Origin of the sequence: Pseudomonas sp. DE0157, from assembly GCF_007678615.1 — a bacterium.
In the GTDB taxonomy this organism is placed as follows: domain Bacteria; phylum Pseudomonadota; class Gammaproteobacteria; order Pseudomonadales; family Pseudomonadaceae; genus Aquipseudomonas; species Aquipseudomonas parafulva_B.
On the sequence record NZ_VEJN01000016.1, the window covers coordinates 59,112 to 74,242 of the forward strand.

9 protein-coding genes are annotated in these 15,131 nt (G+C 63.6%); 4 read left to right on the forward strand and 5 right to left on the reverse strand.

From position 1 onward, the window contains the following. Window positions 1-152 precede the first annotated feature (152 nt). The 4 genes from ligA to FS777_RS17750 all read right to left on the reverse strand — a co-directional run bounded on the left by ligA (window position 153) and on the right by FS777_RS17750 (window position 7,957). Window positions 153-2,483 carry an NAD-dependent DNA ligase LigA gene (ligA, locus tag FS777_RS17735; RefSeq protein ID WP_145256720.1) on the reverse strand — a complete coding sequence of 777 codons (2,331 nt, stop codon included), beginning with the start codon at window positions 2,481-2,483 and terminating at the stop codon, window positions 153-155. Window positions 2,484-2,707: 224 nt separating this feature from the next. After that, window positions 2,708-3,598 carry a cell division protein ZipA gene (gene zipA / locus FS777_RS17740; RefSeq protein ID WP_145256723.1) on the reverse strand — a complete coding sequence of 297 codons (891 nt, stop codon included), beginning with the start codon at window positions 3,596-3,598 and terminating at the stop codon, window positions 2,708-2,710. A gap of 204 nt (window positions 3,599-3,802) precedes the next feature. After that, entirely contained in the window at window positions 3,803-7,294 is a 3,492-nt protein-coding gene (gene smc, locus FS777_RS17745; protein ID WP_145256726.1) for a chromosome segregation protein SMC, read from the reverse strand. 3 nt (window positions 7,295-7,297) lie between these two features. Next, window positions 7,298-7,957 (reverse strand): GntR family transcriptional regulator, encoded by a 660-nt coding sequence (locus FS777_RS17750; protein WP_058638556.1) that lies wholly within the window; start codon window positions 7,955-7,957, stop codon window positions 7,298-7,300. 268 nt (window positions 7,958-8,225) lie between these two features. Between FS777_RS17750 and xdhA the strand changes: the two genes are divergently transcribed. From xdhA to guaD, 4 genes are all read left to right on the forward strand, one after another. After that, complete coding sequence (gene xdhA / locus FS777_RS17755) at window positions 8,226-9,680, forward strand: xanthine dehydrogenase small subunit (RefSeq protein ID WP_078478858.1); 1,455 nt, start codon at window positions 8,226-8,228, stop codon at window positions 9,678-9,680. After that, complete coding sequence (gene xdhB, locus FS777_RS17760) at window positions 9,673-12,069, forward strand: xanthine dehydrogenase molybdopterin binding subunit (RefSeq protein WP_145256729.1); 2,397 nt, start codon at window positions 9,673-9,675, stop codon at window positions 12,067-12,069. Before xdhA ends, xdhB begins: the two co-directional genes overlap by 8 nt. 82 nt (window positions 12,070-12,151) lie before the next feature. Next, window positions 12,152-12,997 (forward strand): xanthine dehydrogenase accessory protein XdhC, encoded by an 846-nt coding sequence (xdhC, locus tag FS777_RS17765; RefSeq protein ID WP_058638553.1) that lies wholly within the window; start codon window positions 12,152-12,154, stop codon window positions 12,995-12,997. A 10-nt stretch (window positions 12,998-13,007) separates the two neighbouring features. Next, window positions 13,008-14,318 (forward strand): guanine deaminase, encoded by a 1,311-nt coding sequence (gene guaD, locus FS777_RS17770; RefSeq protein WP_058638552.1) that lies wholly within the window; start codon window positions 13,008-13,010, stop codon window positions 14,316-14,318. A gap of 31 nt (window positions 14,319-14,349) precedes the next feature. Here the strand turns inward: guaD and FS777_RS17775 are convergent, their stop codons facing one another. After that, the gene (locus tag FS777_RS17775; protein WP_058638551.1) at window positions 14,350-15,105 is read right to left on the reverse strand and encodes a GntR family transcriptional regulator; all 756 of its coding nucleotides are present in this window, start codon (window positions 15,103-15,105) and stop codon (window positions 14,350-14,352) included. Window positions 15,106-15,131: the final 26 nt, after the last annotated feature.

Below are 15,131 nucleotides of genomic sequence, written 5' to 3' on the forward strand. Positions count from 1 at the left end.
ATACAACCTCTGCAGCAGAAAAAGTCATCATTTCTCAATGGCTTGTCTGGCTAGCGCGCGCCACGCGGTCAAACACCTCGCCAGCCACCCCCGCACGCCAAGATGGCCAAGTGCCGACAATCACGCACCGGGCCAACACGGCTCCAGGGTTATCAGACCTCGATGCCCTGCTGGGCAAGAAACGCCACGAACGTCTCTTCATCGAGCACCTTCACGCCCAGCTCGCTGGCCTTGGCCAGCTTCGACCCGGCACCCGGCCCTGCCACCACGCAGTGGGTCTTGCCAGAAACGGACCCCGCCACTTTCGCCCCCAGGCCTTCGAGCTTCTCCTTGGCGATGTCGCGGCTCATGCGTTCCAGGGAGCCGGTCAGCACCCACGTCTGGCCCGCCAGAGGCAGCCCCTCGGCCACCTTCTTCTCGCTGCGCCAGTGCATGCCGAAGGCCAGCAGCTGCGCCTCGATGGCATGGGCCAGACGCTGGTTGGCTTCATCCCTGAAGAACGCACGTACAGCCTCTGCCTGGCGCGTATTGAGCGCCTGGCGCAGGTCAATGCCGTCGGCGGCGATGATCTTGTCCAGGCTGTCCAGGCGCGCCACCAGCTTTTGCGCGCCGGTAGGCCCTACCGAGGGGATGTCGAGCTTGGCGAGCATGTCAGCCAGGGTGGTACTGGCGGCGAACTCCGCGGCCAGTTCGCCTTCGTCCTGCAACTGCATGCCGCTGTCCAGCAACTGGCGGATGACCTTCTGGTTGTGTTCGTCTTCAAAGAAGTTGTGGATCTCATGGGCCACTTCCAGGCCAATGTCCGGCAGATAGGTGAGCACCTGCGGCAATGCCTGTTGCACGCGCGACAGGCTGCCCAGTGAGCGGGCCAGCACCTTGGCGGTTTCTTCACCGACATCGGGAATGCCCAAGGCATAGATGAAGCGGGCAAGGGTCGGCTGCTTGCTGGCGGCGATGGCATCGAGCAGCTTGCGGCTGGACACTTCGGCAAAACCTTCGAGGCCGACGATTTGGTCGAACGTGAGCGTGTAAAGGTCGGCGGGTGAGGCAATCAGGCCCTCGTCCACCAACTGCTCCACGCTTTTCTCACCCAGCCCGTCGATGTCCATGGCCCGGCGCGACACGTAGTGGATGATCGCCTGCTTGAGCTGCGCCCCACAGGCCAGGCGACCGACACAGCGGTACACGGCCCCCTCGCTGGTCACTTCCCTGCCCTTGCTGCGCTTGACCAGCTGGGTGCGCTCCACATGCGAGCCGCACACCGGGCACTGGCTGGGCACCCGCACTTCACGGGCCCCTTCCGGGCGACGTTCCAGCACCACCTGCATCACCTGCGGGATCACGTCGCCTGCGCGGCGGATGATGACCGTATCGCCAATGCGCAAGCCCAGGCGGGCGATCTCGTCCATGTTGTGCAAGGTGGCATTGGACACCGTCACACCGGCGACCTTGACCGGCTTCAGGCGGGCGACTGGGGTGACCGCGCCCGTACGCCCCACCTGGAACTCCACGTCCAGCACCTCGGTGAGCTCCTCCATCGCCGGGAATTTATGGGCGATGGCCCAGCGCGGCTCCCGGGCACGGAAACCCAGCTCCCGCTGTGCGGCCAGGCTGTTGACCTTGAACACCACGCCATCGATCTCGTAAGGCAGGCTGTTACGCCGCTCGCCGATGTCGCGGTAATAGTCCAGGCATTGCTCGATACCGGCCGCTTGCTTGAGCTCGCGACTGATCGGCAACCCCCATGTCTTGAGCTGCTCCAGCGTGGCGATATGGCTGTCGGCCACAGGTGCGGACACCTGTCCGACGCCGTAGCAGCAGAATTCCAGCGGGCGACTGGCAGTGATCTTGGAGTCCAGCTGACGCAGGCTGCCTGCCGCGGCATTGCGCGGGTTGGCGAAGGTCTTGCCGCCGAGGTCGGCCTGGGACGCATTGAGCCGGTCGAAGCCGGCCTTGCTCATGAACACCTCGCCCCGCACTTCCAGCACCGCAGGCCAGCCTTGCCCGTGCAGCTTCAAGGGAATGTTGCGCACGGTACGCACGTTGGCGCTGATGTCTTCACCCGTGGTGCCGTCGCCTCGCGTGGCACCCTGCACCAGGTGACCGTCACGGTAGAGCAGGCTGACCGCCAGGCCATCGAGCTTGGGCTCGCAGCTGAAATCCACCGCGCCTGGCTGGTCCAGCCCTTCCGTCACACGGCGACCGAACTCACGCAGGTCAGCCTCTTCGAAGGCATTACCCAAGCTGAGCATGGGAACCTCATGACGAACCTGGCTGAATGCGGCAAGGGCCGCCCCACCTACCCGCTGGGTGGGCGAGTCGGGCGTGACCAGGTGGGGATGCTCGGCCTCCAGCGCCTTGAGTTCGTTGAACAGCCGGTCGTACTCGGCGTCGGGCACGCTGGGTTCGTCCAGCACATAGTAGCGGTAGTTGTGCTGGTCGAGTTCGGCACGCAGTTCGTGAATGCGGGTTTCAGCGGTCATTTTGAGCTTCTCTTGCAAAACGAAAGAGCAGCCTGGCAGCCTCTGGAGAGCCAGGTCTCGTCATCGCCTTGTGCCTTAGGCAGCGAGCCCGCTCCACAGGTTCGCCACAGCCTTCAAAGGCTGCGGTGAAACCGTGAAGCGGGCTCGCTTGCCGAAAGCCGAGTCGATGAGCAAGAGGCCTGAACCGACCAGCACGCCCCGAGGCTGCTCTTCGTCTGGATTTATCAGCGCTTCTGGGTCAGGGCACGGCGCTCGAATTCCACGATGCGCTGGCGGTAGTGTTCGATGGTCTGCGCCGTTAAAACGCTGCGCTGGTCATCCTTGAGTTCACCGTTGAGCTCATGGGCCAGCTTGCGCGCTGCCGCCACCATGACGTCGAAGGCCTGCTTCGGATGGCGCGGGCCGGGCAGGCCGAGGAAGAAGCTCACCGCACGCGTGCTGAAATGGTCGATGTCATCCAGGTCGAAGATGCCAGGCTTGACGGCATTGGCCATGGAGAACAGCACTTCGCCGTGACCGGCCATGCTCTCGTGACGGTGGAAGATGTCCATCTCGCCGAACCGCAGGCCACTTTCCAGAATGTTCTGCAGCAACGCCGGGCCCTTGAACCCACCCTCGTCACGGGAAATAACGCTGATCACCAGCACTTCCTCAGCCGGCGGCAGCTCCTTGACGCTGTTGTTGGCCGCTGCAGGGGATGAGCTACGCCCCCTGTCCGCCGCGAAGTCGTCCTCGTCGTCGATCACGATATCCGCTTCACGGGAGGGCGCGCTGAAGCCTGCGTCAACGCGCGGCGCTTCTGCAGCCGCCGGGCGTTTTGGCCACTTGCTGACCTTGGTAGGTTTGGGTTCGCGCTCACGGTCCCGGTCCGAGGCACTGAGCGACGGAAGATCACTTTCGTCCAGCTCAGGCTCCCTGTGGGTGTCGAGCACGCGGGGTGGGCCGAGCACTTCGGCACCACCGCCTTCATCGTCCGCCGCATTGGCATAACTGCGGTCCAGACGGAATTTCAACTTACCCTTGCCGCCGCGCATACGGCGCCAGCCATCGAAAAGAATGCCGGCAATGACAATGATGCCGATAAGGATCAGCCACTCGCGCAGACCGATTTCCATGTAATCCCGTGCCTCTAATAAATATGCTGAAAACAAAGGCTTCAAAGGCCTTTAACACGTGGCGCCAAGCCTATGTTCTGACAGGCGTTTTACCCACGCAGAAAACGAGTGACATAAAGCTAGCACGACCAAAGACAACTTTACACCGTCTGTCTCACATGACAGGGGCATTTCAATGAAGATTGTGCCGTTCGACCACAGGTTTCACGCATCGACCATCGCCATGGCCGCCTCCACATCCACGGCCACCAGGCGCGAACAGCCCGGCTCGTGCATGGTGACCCCCATCAGCTGGTCGGCCATTTCCATGGCGATCTTGTTGTGCGTGATGTAAATGAACTGCACGCTCTCACTCATTTCCTTTACCAGCCGGGCATACCGCCCGACGTTGGCATCGTCCAGCGGTGCGTCGACTTCATCGAGCATGCAGAACGGTGCGGGGTTCAACTTGAAGATGGCAAACACCAACGCCAAGGCGGTCAGTGCTTTTTCGCCACCGGACAGCAGATGAATGGTGCTGTTCTTCTTGCCCGGTGGTCGCGCCATGATCGTCACCCCTGTATCGAGTAGATCTTCGCCCGTCAGTTCCAGATAAGCGCTGCCGCCACCGAAAACTTTTGGGAAAAGTGCCTGCAATCCGGCATTTATCTGATCAAAGGTATCTTTGAAGCGGTGGCGGGTTTCCTTGTCGATCTTGCGAATGACATTTTCAAGCGTGTCCAGCGCTTCGACCAGGTCAGCATCCTGGGCATCGAGGTAGCGCTTGCGCTCGGACTGCTGTTCGTACTCCTCGATGGCGGCCAGGTTGATCGCGCCCAGCCGGTGGATACGGGCATCGAGTTGCTCCAAGGCCTGCTCGGTGCCGGCCTCGGTAGCGTCGGGCTCGACCGTGGCGAGAACGCCCTGCAAGTCGTAACCGTCGGCGAGCAACTGCTCCTGCAATGTAGTACGCCGCACTTCCAGGCCCTGACACTCCAGGCGCAGTTGTTCGAGTTGACCACGCAGCAACTGAGCCTGCTGCTCGGCCTGGGTGCGGCGCTTTTCGGCATCGCGCAGTTCGCGGTCGGCCTCGTCCATTTGCAGGCGTGCCTGGCGCATTTCTTCGTCGACACCCATGCGCCGTTCCAGCAACTCTTCGAGCTTGAGCCGCAGCTCCTCCAACGGCGCCTCCCCTTCCTCCAGGTTCAGACTCAGCTGCTCCTGTCGCTCGCTCAGACGGGCCGCTTGCAGTTCCAGGCGTTCCAGGGCCTGACGCGTGGAGTCATGCTGGGCGCGCAGCGACCCCAGGCGCACGGCCAGCTGGTGGGCATGGTCCTTGTGCTGCCTGGCTTCCTGACGAATGCGGTCCAGGCCCTCACGCAGCCGGTCGCGCTGGGCCAGCAGCACTTCGCGCCGATCGGTGTCCTGGGCCATGAGTTCGAGGGCATCCTGCAACAGCAAACGGGCTTCGCCCAGTTGCTCATGCTCGAGGGCGCGCTGCTCGTCGAGCTCAGCCAGCTCTTCGTCCAAACGGCGGCGGCGCAGCGCGACCTGTTCGGCACGGGCACGGTTGGCTGACAAGCTGGCCTTGAGTTCGGCTTGCAGGCGGCTTTCTTCCTGGGCGCGACGGCGTACCTGCTCGCGCTGCGCTTCCAGGTGCTGCTGCTGTTCACGCAGGGTGTGCAGCTGCTGGTCAAGCTGCTGCAGGGCGATGTGCTGCTCACGCTGACTGTGCTCGAGCCGCTCGATCTCCTGACCGCGCGCCAGCACCCCGCCTTCACCGCTGCCACCGCGGCGCACACGAAGGCTGTGGCGGGCGACCCAGTAGCCATCGCGGCTGACCAGGCTCTGCCCTTCGCCCAACGCAGCACGCAAGGCCAAGGCCTCGGCCAGGTCTTCCACGGGCCTGACCTGGCCCAGCCATGGCGCCAGGTCGACGGGGCCCTGTACCTTGTCCAGCAGGCTGCCGGAAGGCACCGCCTGGCTGGCGCAAGCCGCGAGCAGCAGGCTCACATCGCCCTGCTGCAAGCCCGCCAGATCCAACGGTGCGAAGTCGTCCACCAGCACGGCTTGCAAGTCGGCGCCCAACACGGTTTCCACCGCAAGCTCCCACCCGGGCTCAACGCGCAACGCTTGTGCCAGGCGAGGGCAGTCTGCCAACCCCTGCCCCTGCAACCATTGGCCCACACCAGCACCTGGGTCCAGGGCTGCCTGCTGCAGGGCTTCCAGCGATGCCAGGCGCCCGCCCAGGCGTTGCACATCACCCTGGGCCTGTTGCTGAGCCAGCCCGGCCTCCTGCAGCGCCTGGCGCACCGTTTCCAGGCGCTCGATAACCTCCTCTTCCTCCAGTTGCAGTGCTTCGAGCGACAACTCGCTGCTGGCCAACTGCTCAACCTGCTCCAGCATCGCCGCGTCTTGCGGGTCTTCGCCCAACTGCACCTGTTCGTCGGTGAGTTTGCGCTGACGCTCGGCCAGGCGCTCCAAGCCGCTTTCCAACTGCTGCAAGCGCGCCTGCTGCACTTCGGCCTGGCGACGCGGTTCAGCCGAGCGACTGTTGAAGGTGTCCCACTGCTCCTGCCAACCGTGCATGCCTGATTCGGCCTCTTCCAGCACGGCAGCGCTTTCTTCGGCAGCCGCCAGGGTCAGCGCCTGCTCGGGCTCGAGCATGGCCAGTTCTTCTGCCAAAGTTGCCAGCAGCGTACGGTCATGCCCCAGGTGCGATTCGGTTTCCTGGCGCGTGCGTTCGGCTTCCTTGAAATCGTCCTGCAACTGGCGCAAACGTTGCTGGCCGTGCTGGATGCTTTGCTCGACCCGGGCGATGTCGCCGGCCACCGAGTAGAACCGGGCCTGCACCTGGTTGAAGCGCTCGGACAGCTCATGATGACCGTCACGCAGCCGCTCGATGCTGGCATCGGCATTGCGCTGCTCGGCCACCAGCGCCTCGAAGGACACATCCTGGTTACCGATCACCGACTGACGCTGACGAACCCGTTCGTCCAGCTCGCGCCAGCGCAACGCCGCCAGGCGCGCCTTGAGCTGGCGTTCCTGCGCCTTGTATTCACGGTATTTCTCGGCCGCCTGGGCCTGGCGGTGCAGGCGCTCAAGCTGGCGTTCCAGCTCCTCGCGCAGGTCGGTCAGGCGCGCCAGGTTCTCCTGGGTTCGGCGGATGCGGTTTTCAGTTTCGCGGCGACGCTCCTTGTACTTGGAGATACCCGCCGCTTCCTCGATGAAATTGCGCAGTTCCTCGGGCTTGGCTTCGATCAGCTTGGAGATCATGCCCTGTTCGATGATCGAGTAGCTGCGAGGCCCAAGGCCTGTGCCCAGGAAGATATCGGTGATGTCCCGACGCCTGCACTTGGTGCCGTTGAGGTAATAGCTGTTCTGGCTGTCGCGGGTGACCTTGCGCCGAATCGAGATCTCGGCGTAGGCGGCATACTCGCCCACAAGGGTAGTCTCGCTGTTGTCGAACACCAGTTCGATGCTGGCCTGGCTGACCGGCTTGCGGCCGCTGGAGCCGTTGAAGATGACGTCGGTCATCGACTCGCCGCGCAGGTTCTTTGCCGAACTTTCGCCCATCACCCAGCGTACGGCGTCGATGATGTTGGACTTGCCACAGCCATTGGGGCCTACGACCGCCGCCATGTTGCTTGGGAAGTTGACGGTGGTGGGGTCGACGAAGGACTTGAACCCCGCCAGGCGGATGCATTTGAGGCGCATCGGTCAGGGCCGGGCCAGCGCCGCCAGTACCAGTTCGCAACTGCGCTGGCCATAGGCGGTAAGTACTTCACGAATGCGCGGCAAGTCGCGCAGCACCACCGCCTCGAGCAAGTGACCGAACAGGCCCAGGTAATCGACCATGTTCGCCTGGCGCTGGTCCAGGGACAGGTAATAGGCGCGGCTCATGGCTGGCTGCAGGTTCTCGACGGTTTCCTGCAGGAACGGGTTGTCGGCGAAGGGGTAGGCAGCACGCATCACCTCGAAGCTCTCGGCCACGAACGCCTCAATGTCACGTGCGGCATGCGCCACCTGAAGACGCTGCTGAATGTCCAGAAACGGGCGCAGTTCGTCTTCATTGCGCCAGCGTTGTGCAACCGCGTTGCCCAGCAGGATGTAAAACTCGCTCATGAGCGTGCATAGGCTGCGCACGCTGCGCTCATCCAGCTCGGTGACGTGGGCGCCCCGGCGCGGCAATATCGCCACCAGGTGGCGACGTTCAAGGATCAGCAGCGCTTCGCGCACCGAACCCCGGCTGACGTTGAGCGCCTGGGTCACCTTCTGTTCCTGGATACGCTCTGCAGGCGCCAGTTCGCCGCGGATGATGCGCTCGGCCAGGTAATCGGCAATCTGCTCGGCGAGGCTGTCCGGGGCCTTGAACGTCATGGTTTTCCTTCAAATCACTGAACGGGACACAAGGGGGCGGATTGTAGCCTACTTGCCCCCGGGAAGCGCAGCGGGCTATCGGGGTTTATTTGACCACCCGGACAGCTGCCGGGCCGGCGCGATCTATGCTTGGTGTAAGCATCATCAACCAGGGTGGGCCGGCCGCCGGACGATTTCCTGACCTTTGAGTCAGAAAAACATTGACCCGCGCGACAGGTGTTGCTTAGAGTCGGCCCAACAACAATAAAACCATTGCGAGGCCATCCCCGTGATCCAGTTTCTCGTCAACCAGGAGCTGCGCAGCGAGCACGCCCTGGACCCGAACATGACCGTGCTGCAATACCTGCGCGAGCAGTTGGGCAAACCCGGCACCAAAGAGGGCTGCGCCAGCGGTGACTGCGGCGCCTGCACCGTGGTGATCGGTGAACTGACCCAGGACGACGCCGGCAACGATGCCTTGCGCTATCGCAGCCTCAACTCATGCCTGACGTTCGTGTCCAGCCTGCACGGCAAGCAACTGATCAGCGTCGAAGGCCTCAAGCACCAAGGCCAGCTGCACAGCGTGCAACAAGCCATGGCGGACTGCCATGGATCGCAATGCGGTTTCTGTACGCCAGGCTTTGTGATGTCGTTGTTCGCCCTGCAAAAGAACAGTCAAGGTGCCGACGTGCATCAGGCCCAGGAAGCACTGGCCGGCAACCTGTGCCGCTGCACGGGTTACCGGCCCATCCTCGACGCCGCCCAGCAGAGCTGCCGGCAGCCCTGCCCTGACCAGTTCGATGCCCAGCAAGCGCAGACCATCGCCCGCCTCAAGGCCATTGCACCGTCGCAGACCGGCGAGCTGAACAGTGGCGACAAACGTTGCCTGGTCCCGCTGACCGTCGCCGACCTGGCCGAGCTGTACAGTTCGCACCCCGAAGCCCGGTTGCTGGCAGGCGGTACCGACCTGGCGCTGGAAGTCACGCAAATGCACAAGACCCTGCCAGTGATGATCTACGTGGGGCATGTAGCCGAGCTCAAGCGGATCGAGCAGACCGCCACCCATCTTGAAATCGGTGCCGCTACCCCGCTCACTGACTGCTACCAGGCGTTGAACGCCCAATACCCGGACTTCGGCGCGCTGCTGCATCGCTTCGCTTCGCTGCAGATCCGCAACCAGGGCACCCTGGGCGGCAACATCGGCAACGCTTCGCCCATCGGCGACTCACCGCCCTTGTTGATCGCGCTGGACGCCCAGGTGGTCCTGCGCCAGGGCGAGCGCCAGCGCACGATGCCGCTGGAAGCCTATTTCATCGACTACCGCATCACCGCCCGGCAGGACAGCGAGTTCATCGAGAAGATCCTGGTACCCCTCGCCCGGCACGACTGGACGTTCCGCGCCTACAAGGTTTCCAAGCGCCTGGACGATGACATTTCGGCGGTGTGCGCAGCGTTCAACCTGAGCATCGAGCACGGGGTGGTCAGCGGCGCACGCATCGCCTTCGGCGGCATGGCGGCCATCCCCAAGCGCGCCCGTGCCTGCGAGGCGGCGTTGCTGGGCCAACCCTGGAACAAGGCCAGCGTGGAGCGCGCCTGCCAGGCCCTGGCCGAAGACTTCACCCCGCTCAGCGACTTCCGCGCCAGCCAGCAATACCGCCTGCTGACCGCGCAGAACCTGCTGCGCAAGTACTTTATCGAACTGCAAACGCCGCACATCGAAACCCGGGTGACCGCTTATGTCTAACCATCATGTGCCCAAAAGCCAGGCCGAAATGGCCGACCTGTTCCGCCAGGACCTGACCACCGGGGTCGGGCGCAGCGTCAAGCACGATAGCGCCGACAAGCACGTGTCCGGCGAAGCGTTGTACATCGACGACCGACTGGAATTCCCCAACCAGCTGCACGTCTACGCACGTACCGCAGACCGTGCCCATGCGCGCATCCTGCGCATCGACACCACGCCCTGCTACGCCTTCGAAGGGGTGCGCATCGCGATCACCCATCAGGACATTCCCGGGCTCAAGGACATCGGCCCGGTGGTGGCAGGCGATCCCTTGCTGGCCATCGACAAGGTCGAGTTCTTCGGTCAGCCGGTCCTGGCCGTGGCCGCACGTGACCTGGACACCGCACGCCGCGCCGCCATGGCCGCCGTCATCGAATACGAAGACCTCGAACCGGTGCTCGATGTGGTCGAGGCGCTGCGCAAGCGGCACTTCGTGCTCGACAGCCACACCCATCAGCGCGGCGACAGCGCTGCAGCCCTGGCCAGCGCCCCGCATCGCCTGCAAGGCACCCTGCACATCGGCGGCCAGGAACACTTCTACCTGGAGACCCAGATTTCCTCGGTGATGCCCACCGAAGACGGCGGCATGATCGTCTACTGCTCGACCCAGAACCCCACTGAGGTGCAGAAACTGGTGGCCGAAGTGCTCGATGTGCCCATGAACAAGGTGGTGCTGGACATGCGCCGCATGGGCGGCGGATTTGGCGGCAAGGAAACCCAGGCCGCGAGCCCGGCTTGCCTGTGCGCCGTCATCGCCCGCCTGACCGGGCAACCGACGAAGATGCGCTTGCCACGAGTCGAGGACATGACCATGACCGGCAAGCGACACCCCTTCTACGTCGAGTACGACGTGGGCTTCGACGACCAGGGTCGCCTGCACGGCATCAACCTGGACCTGGCCGGCAACTGTGGCTACTCCCCGGACCTGTCCGGCTCGATCGTCGACCGCGCCATGTTCCATTCCGACAACGCCTACTACCTGGGCGATGCCACCGTCCACGGGCACCGCTGCAAGACCAACACCGCGTCGAACACGGCCTACCGGGGCTTTGGCGGGCCGCAAGGCATGGTCGCCATCGAGCAGGTGATGGACCACATCGCCAGGCACCTTGGCCGCGACCCGCTGGCCGTGCGCAAGGCCAACTACTATGGCAAGGAAGAGCGCAACGTCACCCATTATTACCAGACCATCGAGCACAACATGCTCGAGGAGATGACCGCCGAGCTTGAAGCCAGCAGTGACTACGCCGAACGGCGGGCGGCCATCGGCCGCTTCAATGCCGGCAGCCCGATCCTGAAAAAAGGCCTGGCGCTGACCCCGGTCAAGTTCGGCATCTCGTTCACCGCCACCTTCCTCAACCAGGCAGGGGCGCTGATCCATATCTACACCGATGGCAGCATCCACCTGAACCACGGCGGCACTGAAATGGGCCAGGGCCTGAACACCAAGGTGGCGCAGGTGGTGGCCCAGGTCTTCCAGGTCGATATCGACCGGATCCAGATCACCGCCACCAACACCGACAAGGTACCCAACACCTCCCCTACCGCTGCTTCCAGTGGGGCTGACTTGAACGGCAAGGCCGCACAGCATGCTGCCGAGATTCTCAAGAAACGTTTGACCGAATTCGCTGCCAGGCACTACCAGGTCACCGAGGAGGACGTAGAGTTCCGTAATGGCCACGTGCGTGTGCGCGACCAGATCGTCAGCTTCGAGCAGTTGGTGCAGCAGGCTTATTTCGGTCAGGTGTCGCTATCGAGCACCGGGTTCTACCGCACGCCAAAGATCTTCTATGACCGCAGCCAGGCACGGGGGCGCCCCTTCTACTACTACGCCTTTGGCGCGGCCTGCGTGGAAGTGATCGTCGACACCCTGACCGGCGAATACAAGATGTTGCGCGCCGACATCCTGCACGATGTGGGCGACTCGCTGAACCCGGCCATCGACATCGGACAGGTCGAGGGAGGATTCATTCAAGGCATGGGCTGGCTCACCACCGAGGAGCTGGTGTGGAACGCCAAGGGCAAACTCGTGACCAACGGCCCGGCCAGCTACAAGATTCCAGCGGTGGCCGACATGCCGCTGGACATGCGGGTCAAGCTGGTGGAGAACCGCAAGAACCCGGAGGACACGGTGTTCCATTCCAAGGCCGTGGGCGAGCCGCCGTTCATGCTCGGGATCGCCGCCTGGTGCGCGATCAAGGATGCGGTGGCCAGCCTTGCCGACTACCGCGTGCAACCGAACATAGATGCCCCTGCCACGCCGGAGCGGGTGTTGTGGGGCTGTGAGCAGATGCGCAAGGCGGCCACCCTGCAACCTGCGGTGCAGGAACTGGACGCAGTGAACAATTGAAGGTGCGTTGCCTGTTCGGGCCCATTGCCGGCAAGTCGGCGAGAAGGCCCGAACAGGCACCCATAGATGAGGATCTTGCATCATGCACCAATGGATCAACGCCCTGGCCGAACACCAAGCCCGCGGCGAGGCCTGCGTACTGGTGACCATCATCGAAGAACGCGGCTCCACCCCGCGCAATGCCGGTTCGAAAATGGTGGTCAGCGCCTGCGGATCATACGACACCATCGGCGGCGGCCATCTGGAATACAAGGCGCTGCACATCGCCCGGCAGATGCTCGGCGAGCACCGCGGTACCCCGCACCTGGAACGCTTCAGTCTTGGCGCCAGCCTCGGCCAGTGCTGCGGGGGTATGACGGTGTTGTTGTTCGAACCCATGGCCGCCGTGCAGGCGCAGATCGCCGTGTTCGGCGCGGGCCATGTCGGCCGGGCTCTGGTACCCTTGCTCGCCGCGCTGCCCTGCCGGGTGCGCTGGATCGATTCGCGCGAGCAGGAATTCCCTGCCCAGATTCCCGCCGGCGTGACGCGCGTGGTCAGCGAGGAACCGGTCGATGAAGTGGCAGACCTGCCGCCGGGCAGCTACTGCATCGTCATGACCCATAACCATCAGCTCGACCTGGAGCTGACCGCTGCCATCCTCAAGCGCAACGATTTCACCTGGTTCGGCCTGATCGGCTCGAAGACCAAGCGAGTCAAGTTCGAGCATCGCCTGCGCGAGCGCGGGTTCGACCCCGCCCTGGTGGCGCGCATGCGGTGCCCGATGGGCCTGACCGAGGTCAAGGGCAAGCTGCCCATCGAAATCGCCGTGTCCATCGCCGGCGAAATCATCGCCACCTACAACGCCCGCTTCGGCCAGCACGACGCTGCCGCCAACGCCGGCCCCATTGCCCAGTTGCTGCCGCCTTCACGGCGCAGCCAAGCCATTTGACGAGTGAGATATGACCGTTACCCGCAAAGCCTACCGAGCCGCCATCCTGCACAGCATCGCCGACCCGGCCGAGGTAGGCCTGGACGCTTCCCATGAGTATTTCGAAGACGGCGTGCTTGTGATCGACGACGGACGCATCCAGGCCGTGGGCCATGCCAGCGACTTGTTGCCGACCCTGGACGCCGACATACCGGTAGAGCACTACCAGGACGCATTGATCACCCCAGGGTTCATCGACACCCACATCCACTTCCCCCAGACCGGCATGATCGGCTCCTACGGGGAGCAGTTGCTGGACTGGTTGAACACCTACACCTTCCCTTGCGAGAAGCAATTTGCCGACAAGGACCATGCCGACCAGGTGGCGCAGATCTTCCTCAAGGAGCTGCTGCGTAACGGCACCACCACCGCCCTGGTGTTCGGCAGTGTGCACTCCGAATCGGTCAACGCCTTGTTCGAAGCAGCCGAGCGCCTGGACCTGCGTCTGATCGCTGGCAAGGTGATGATGGACCGCAACGCCCCCGATTACCTGACCGACACCGCCGAGTCCGGTTACGCCCAAAGCAAAGCGCTGATCGAGCGCTGGCATGGCAAAGGCCGCCTGCACTATGCCGTCACCCCGCGTTTCGCACCGACCAGCACGCCTGAGCAGCTGGCACGGGCGGGCCAACTGCTCAAGGAACACCCAGGCGTTTACCTGCACACGCACCTGTCGGAGAACCTTCAGGAAATCGACTGGGTCAAGTCGCTGTTCCCGGAACAGAAGGGCTACCTGGATGTGTACGACCATTTCGAACTGCTGGGCGAGCGCTCGGTCTTCGCCCATGGCGTGCACCTGTGCGACGAAGAATGCCAGCGCCTGGCCGAGACGGGCTCGGCGGTCGCGTTCTGCCCCACCTCCAACCTGTTCCTGGGCAGCGGGCTGTTCAATCTGCCTCAGGCGGAGCGCTTCAAGGTCAATGTCGGCCTGGGCACCGACGTAGGCGCCGGTACCAGCTTCTCGCTGCTCAACACGCTCAATGAGGCATACAAGGTGATGCAGCTGCAAGGCGCACGCCTGCACCCTTTCAAGTCGCTCTACCTGGCGACCCTGGGCGGTGCGCGCGCGCTGCGCCTGGATGACCGGATCGGCAGCCTGCGCCCGGGCAATGACGCGGACTTTGTGGTGCTGGACTACAAGGCAACGCCGCTGCTGGACTATCGCCTGCAGCAGTCCAGAAGCATCGAGGAGACGTTGTTCGTGCTGACCACCCTAGGCGACGACCGCACGGTTCGTGAAACCTATGCGGCCGGGCGTTGCGTGCATCAGCGCGAAAGGTAAGGGTCGCGCTGATGCGAGCCCAGGCGAACGGTCAGTTCTTGACCGTGAGCTTGGGCTTTTTCAGCAGATGGGAGAACACCGCATGCAGATCGTCCGAGGCGCTCTCCTCGTCCAGGTTCAGCTTGCTGTCGATGTGGTCCATGTGATGCATCATCAGGCTGACTGCCTGGGCGGCGTCACGCGCCTCGATGGCATCGATCAGCTGCAGATGCTCGTCGTACGAGCAGTGGGAACGATTGCCGCTCTCGTACTGGGCGATGATCAGCGAGGTCTGCGATACCAGGCTGCGCTGGAAGCTCACCAGCGGCGCATTCCCCGCCGCTTCGGCAAGCTTGAGGTGAAACTCGCCGGACAGCCGGATGCCGGCGCCGCGATCCCCTCGGGAAAAACTGTCGCGCTCTTCGCGGACCATCTGCCGAAGCTCGGCCAGCTGCTCGGCGGTGGCGTGCTCCACGGCAAGCTCGGTGATGGCACGCTCGACCATGCGCCGCGAGAAGAACACCTGGCGCGCCTCCTCCACGGTTGGGCTGGCGACCACGGCGCCCCGATTGGGCCGCAGCAGCACCACGCTCTCGTGGGCCAACCGTGACAGGGCCCGGCGGATGATGGTGCGGCTGACGCCGAAAATCTCGCCCAGCGCCTCTTCGCTGAGCTTGGTGCCCGGCGCCAGACGTTGCTCCAGGATGGCCTCGAAGATGTGCGCATAGACAATGTCGTCCTGGGTACCACTGCGACCGGCCTTGCCAGCACGCGCGGGTTTTTTCAGGGGTTGCAGCTGTTCGTTCATGGGCTCTCGAGGCACGAAGGAAAGTA

Bases quoted from the DNA above. Each gene is read 5' to 3' on its own strand.
- ligA (WP_145256720.1), bottom strand. From the start codon at position 2,483: ATGACCGCTGAAACCCGCATTCACGAACTGCGTGCCGAACTCGACCAG.
- zipA (WP_145256723.1), bottom strand. From the start codon at position 3,598: ATGGAAATCGGTCTGCGCGAGTGGCTGATCCTTATCGGCATCATTGTC.
- smc (WP_145256726.1), bottom strand. From the start codon at position 7,294: ATGCGCCTCAAATGCATCCGCCTGGCGGGGTTCAAGTCCTTCGTCGAC.
- FS777_RS17750 (WP_058638556.1), bottom strand. From the start codon at position 7,957: ATGACGTTCAAGGCCCCGGACAGCCTCGCCGAGCAGATTGCCGATTAC.
- xdhB (WP_145256729.1), top strand. From the start codon at position 9,673: ATGTCTAACCATCATGTGCCCAAAAGCCAGGCCGAAATGGCCGACCTG.
- xdhC (WP_058638553.1), top strand. From the start codon at position 12,152: ATGCACCAATGGATCAACGCCCTGGCCGAACACCAAGCCCGCGGCGAG.
- guaD (WP_058638552.1), top strand. From the start codon at position 13,008: ATGACCGTTACCCGCAAAGCCTACCGAGCCGCCATCCTGCACAGCATC.
- FS777_RS17775 (WP_058638551.1), bottom strand. From the start codon at position 15,105: ATGAACGAACAGCTGCAACCCCTGAAAAAACCCGCGCGTGCTGGCAAG.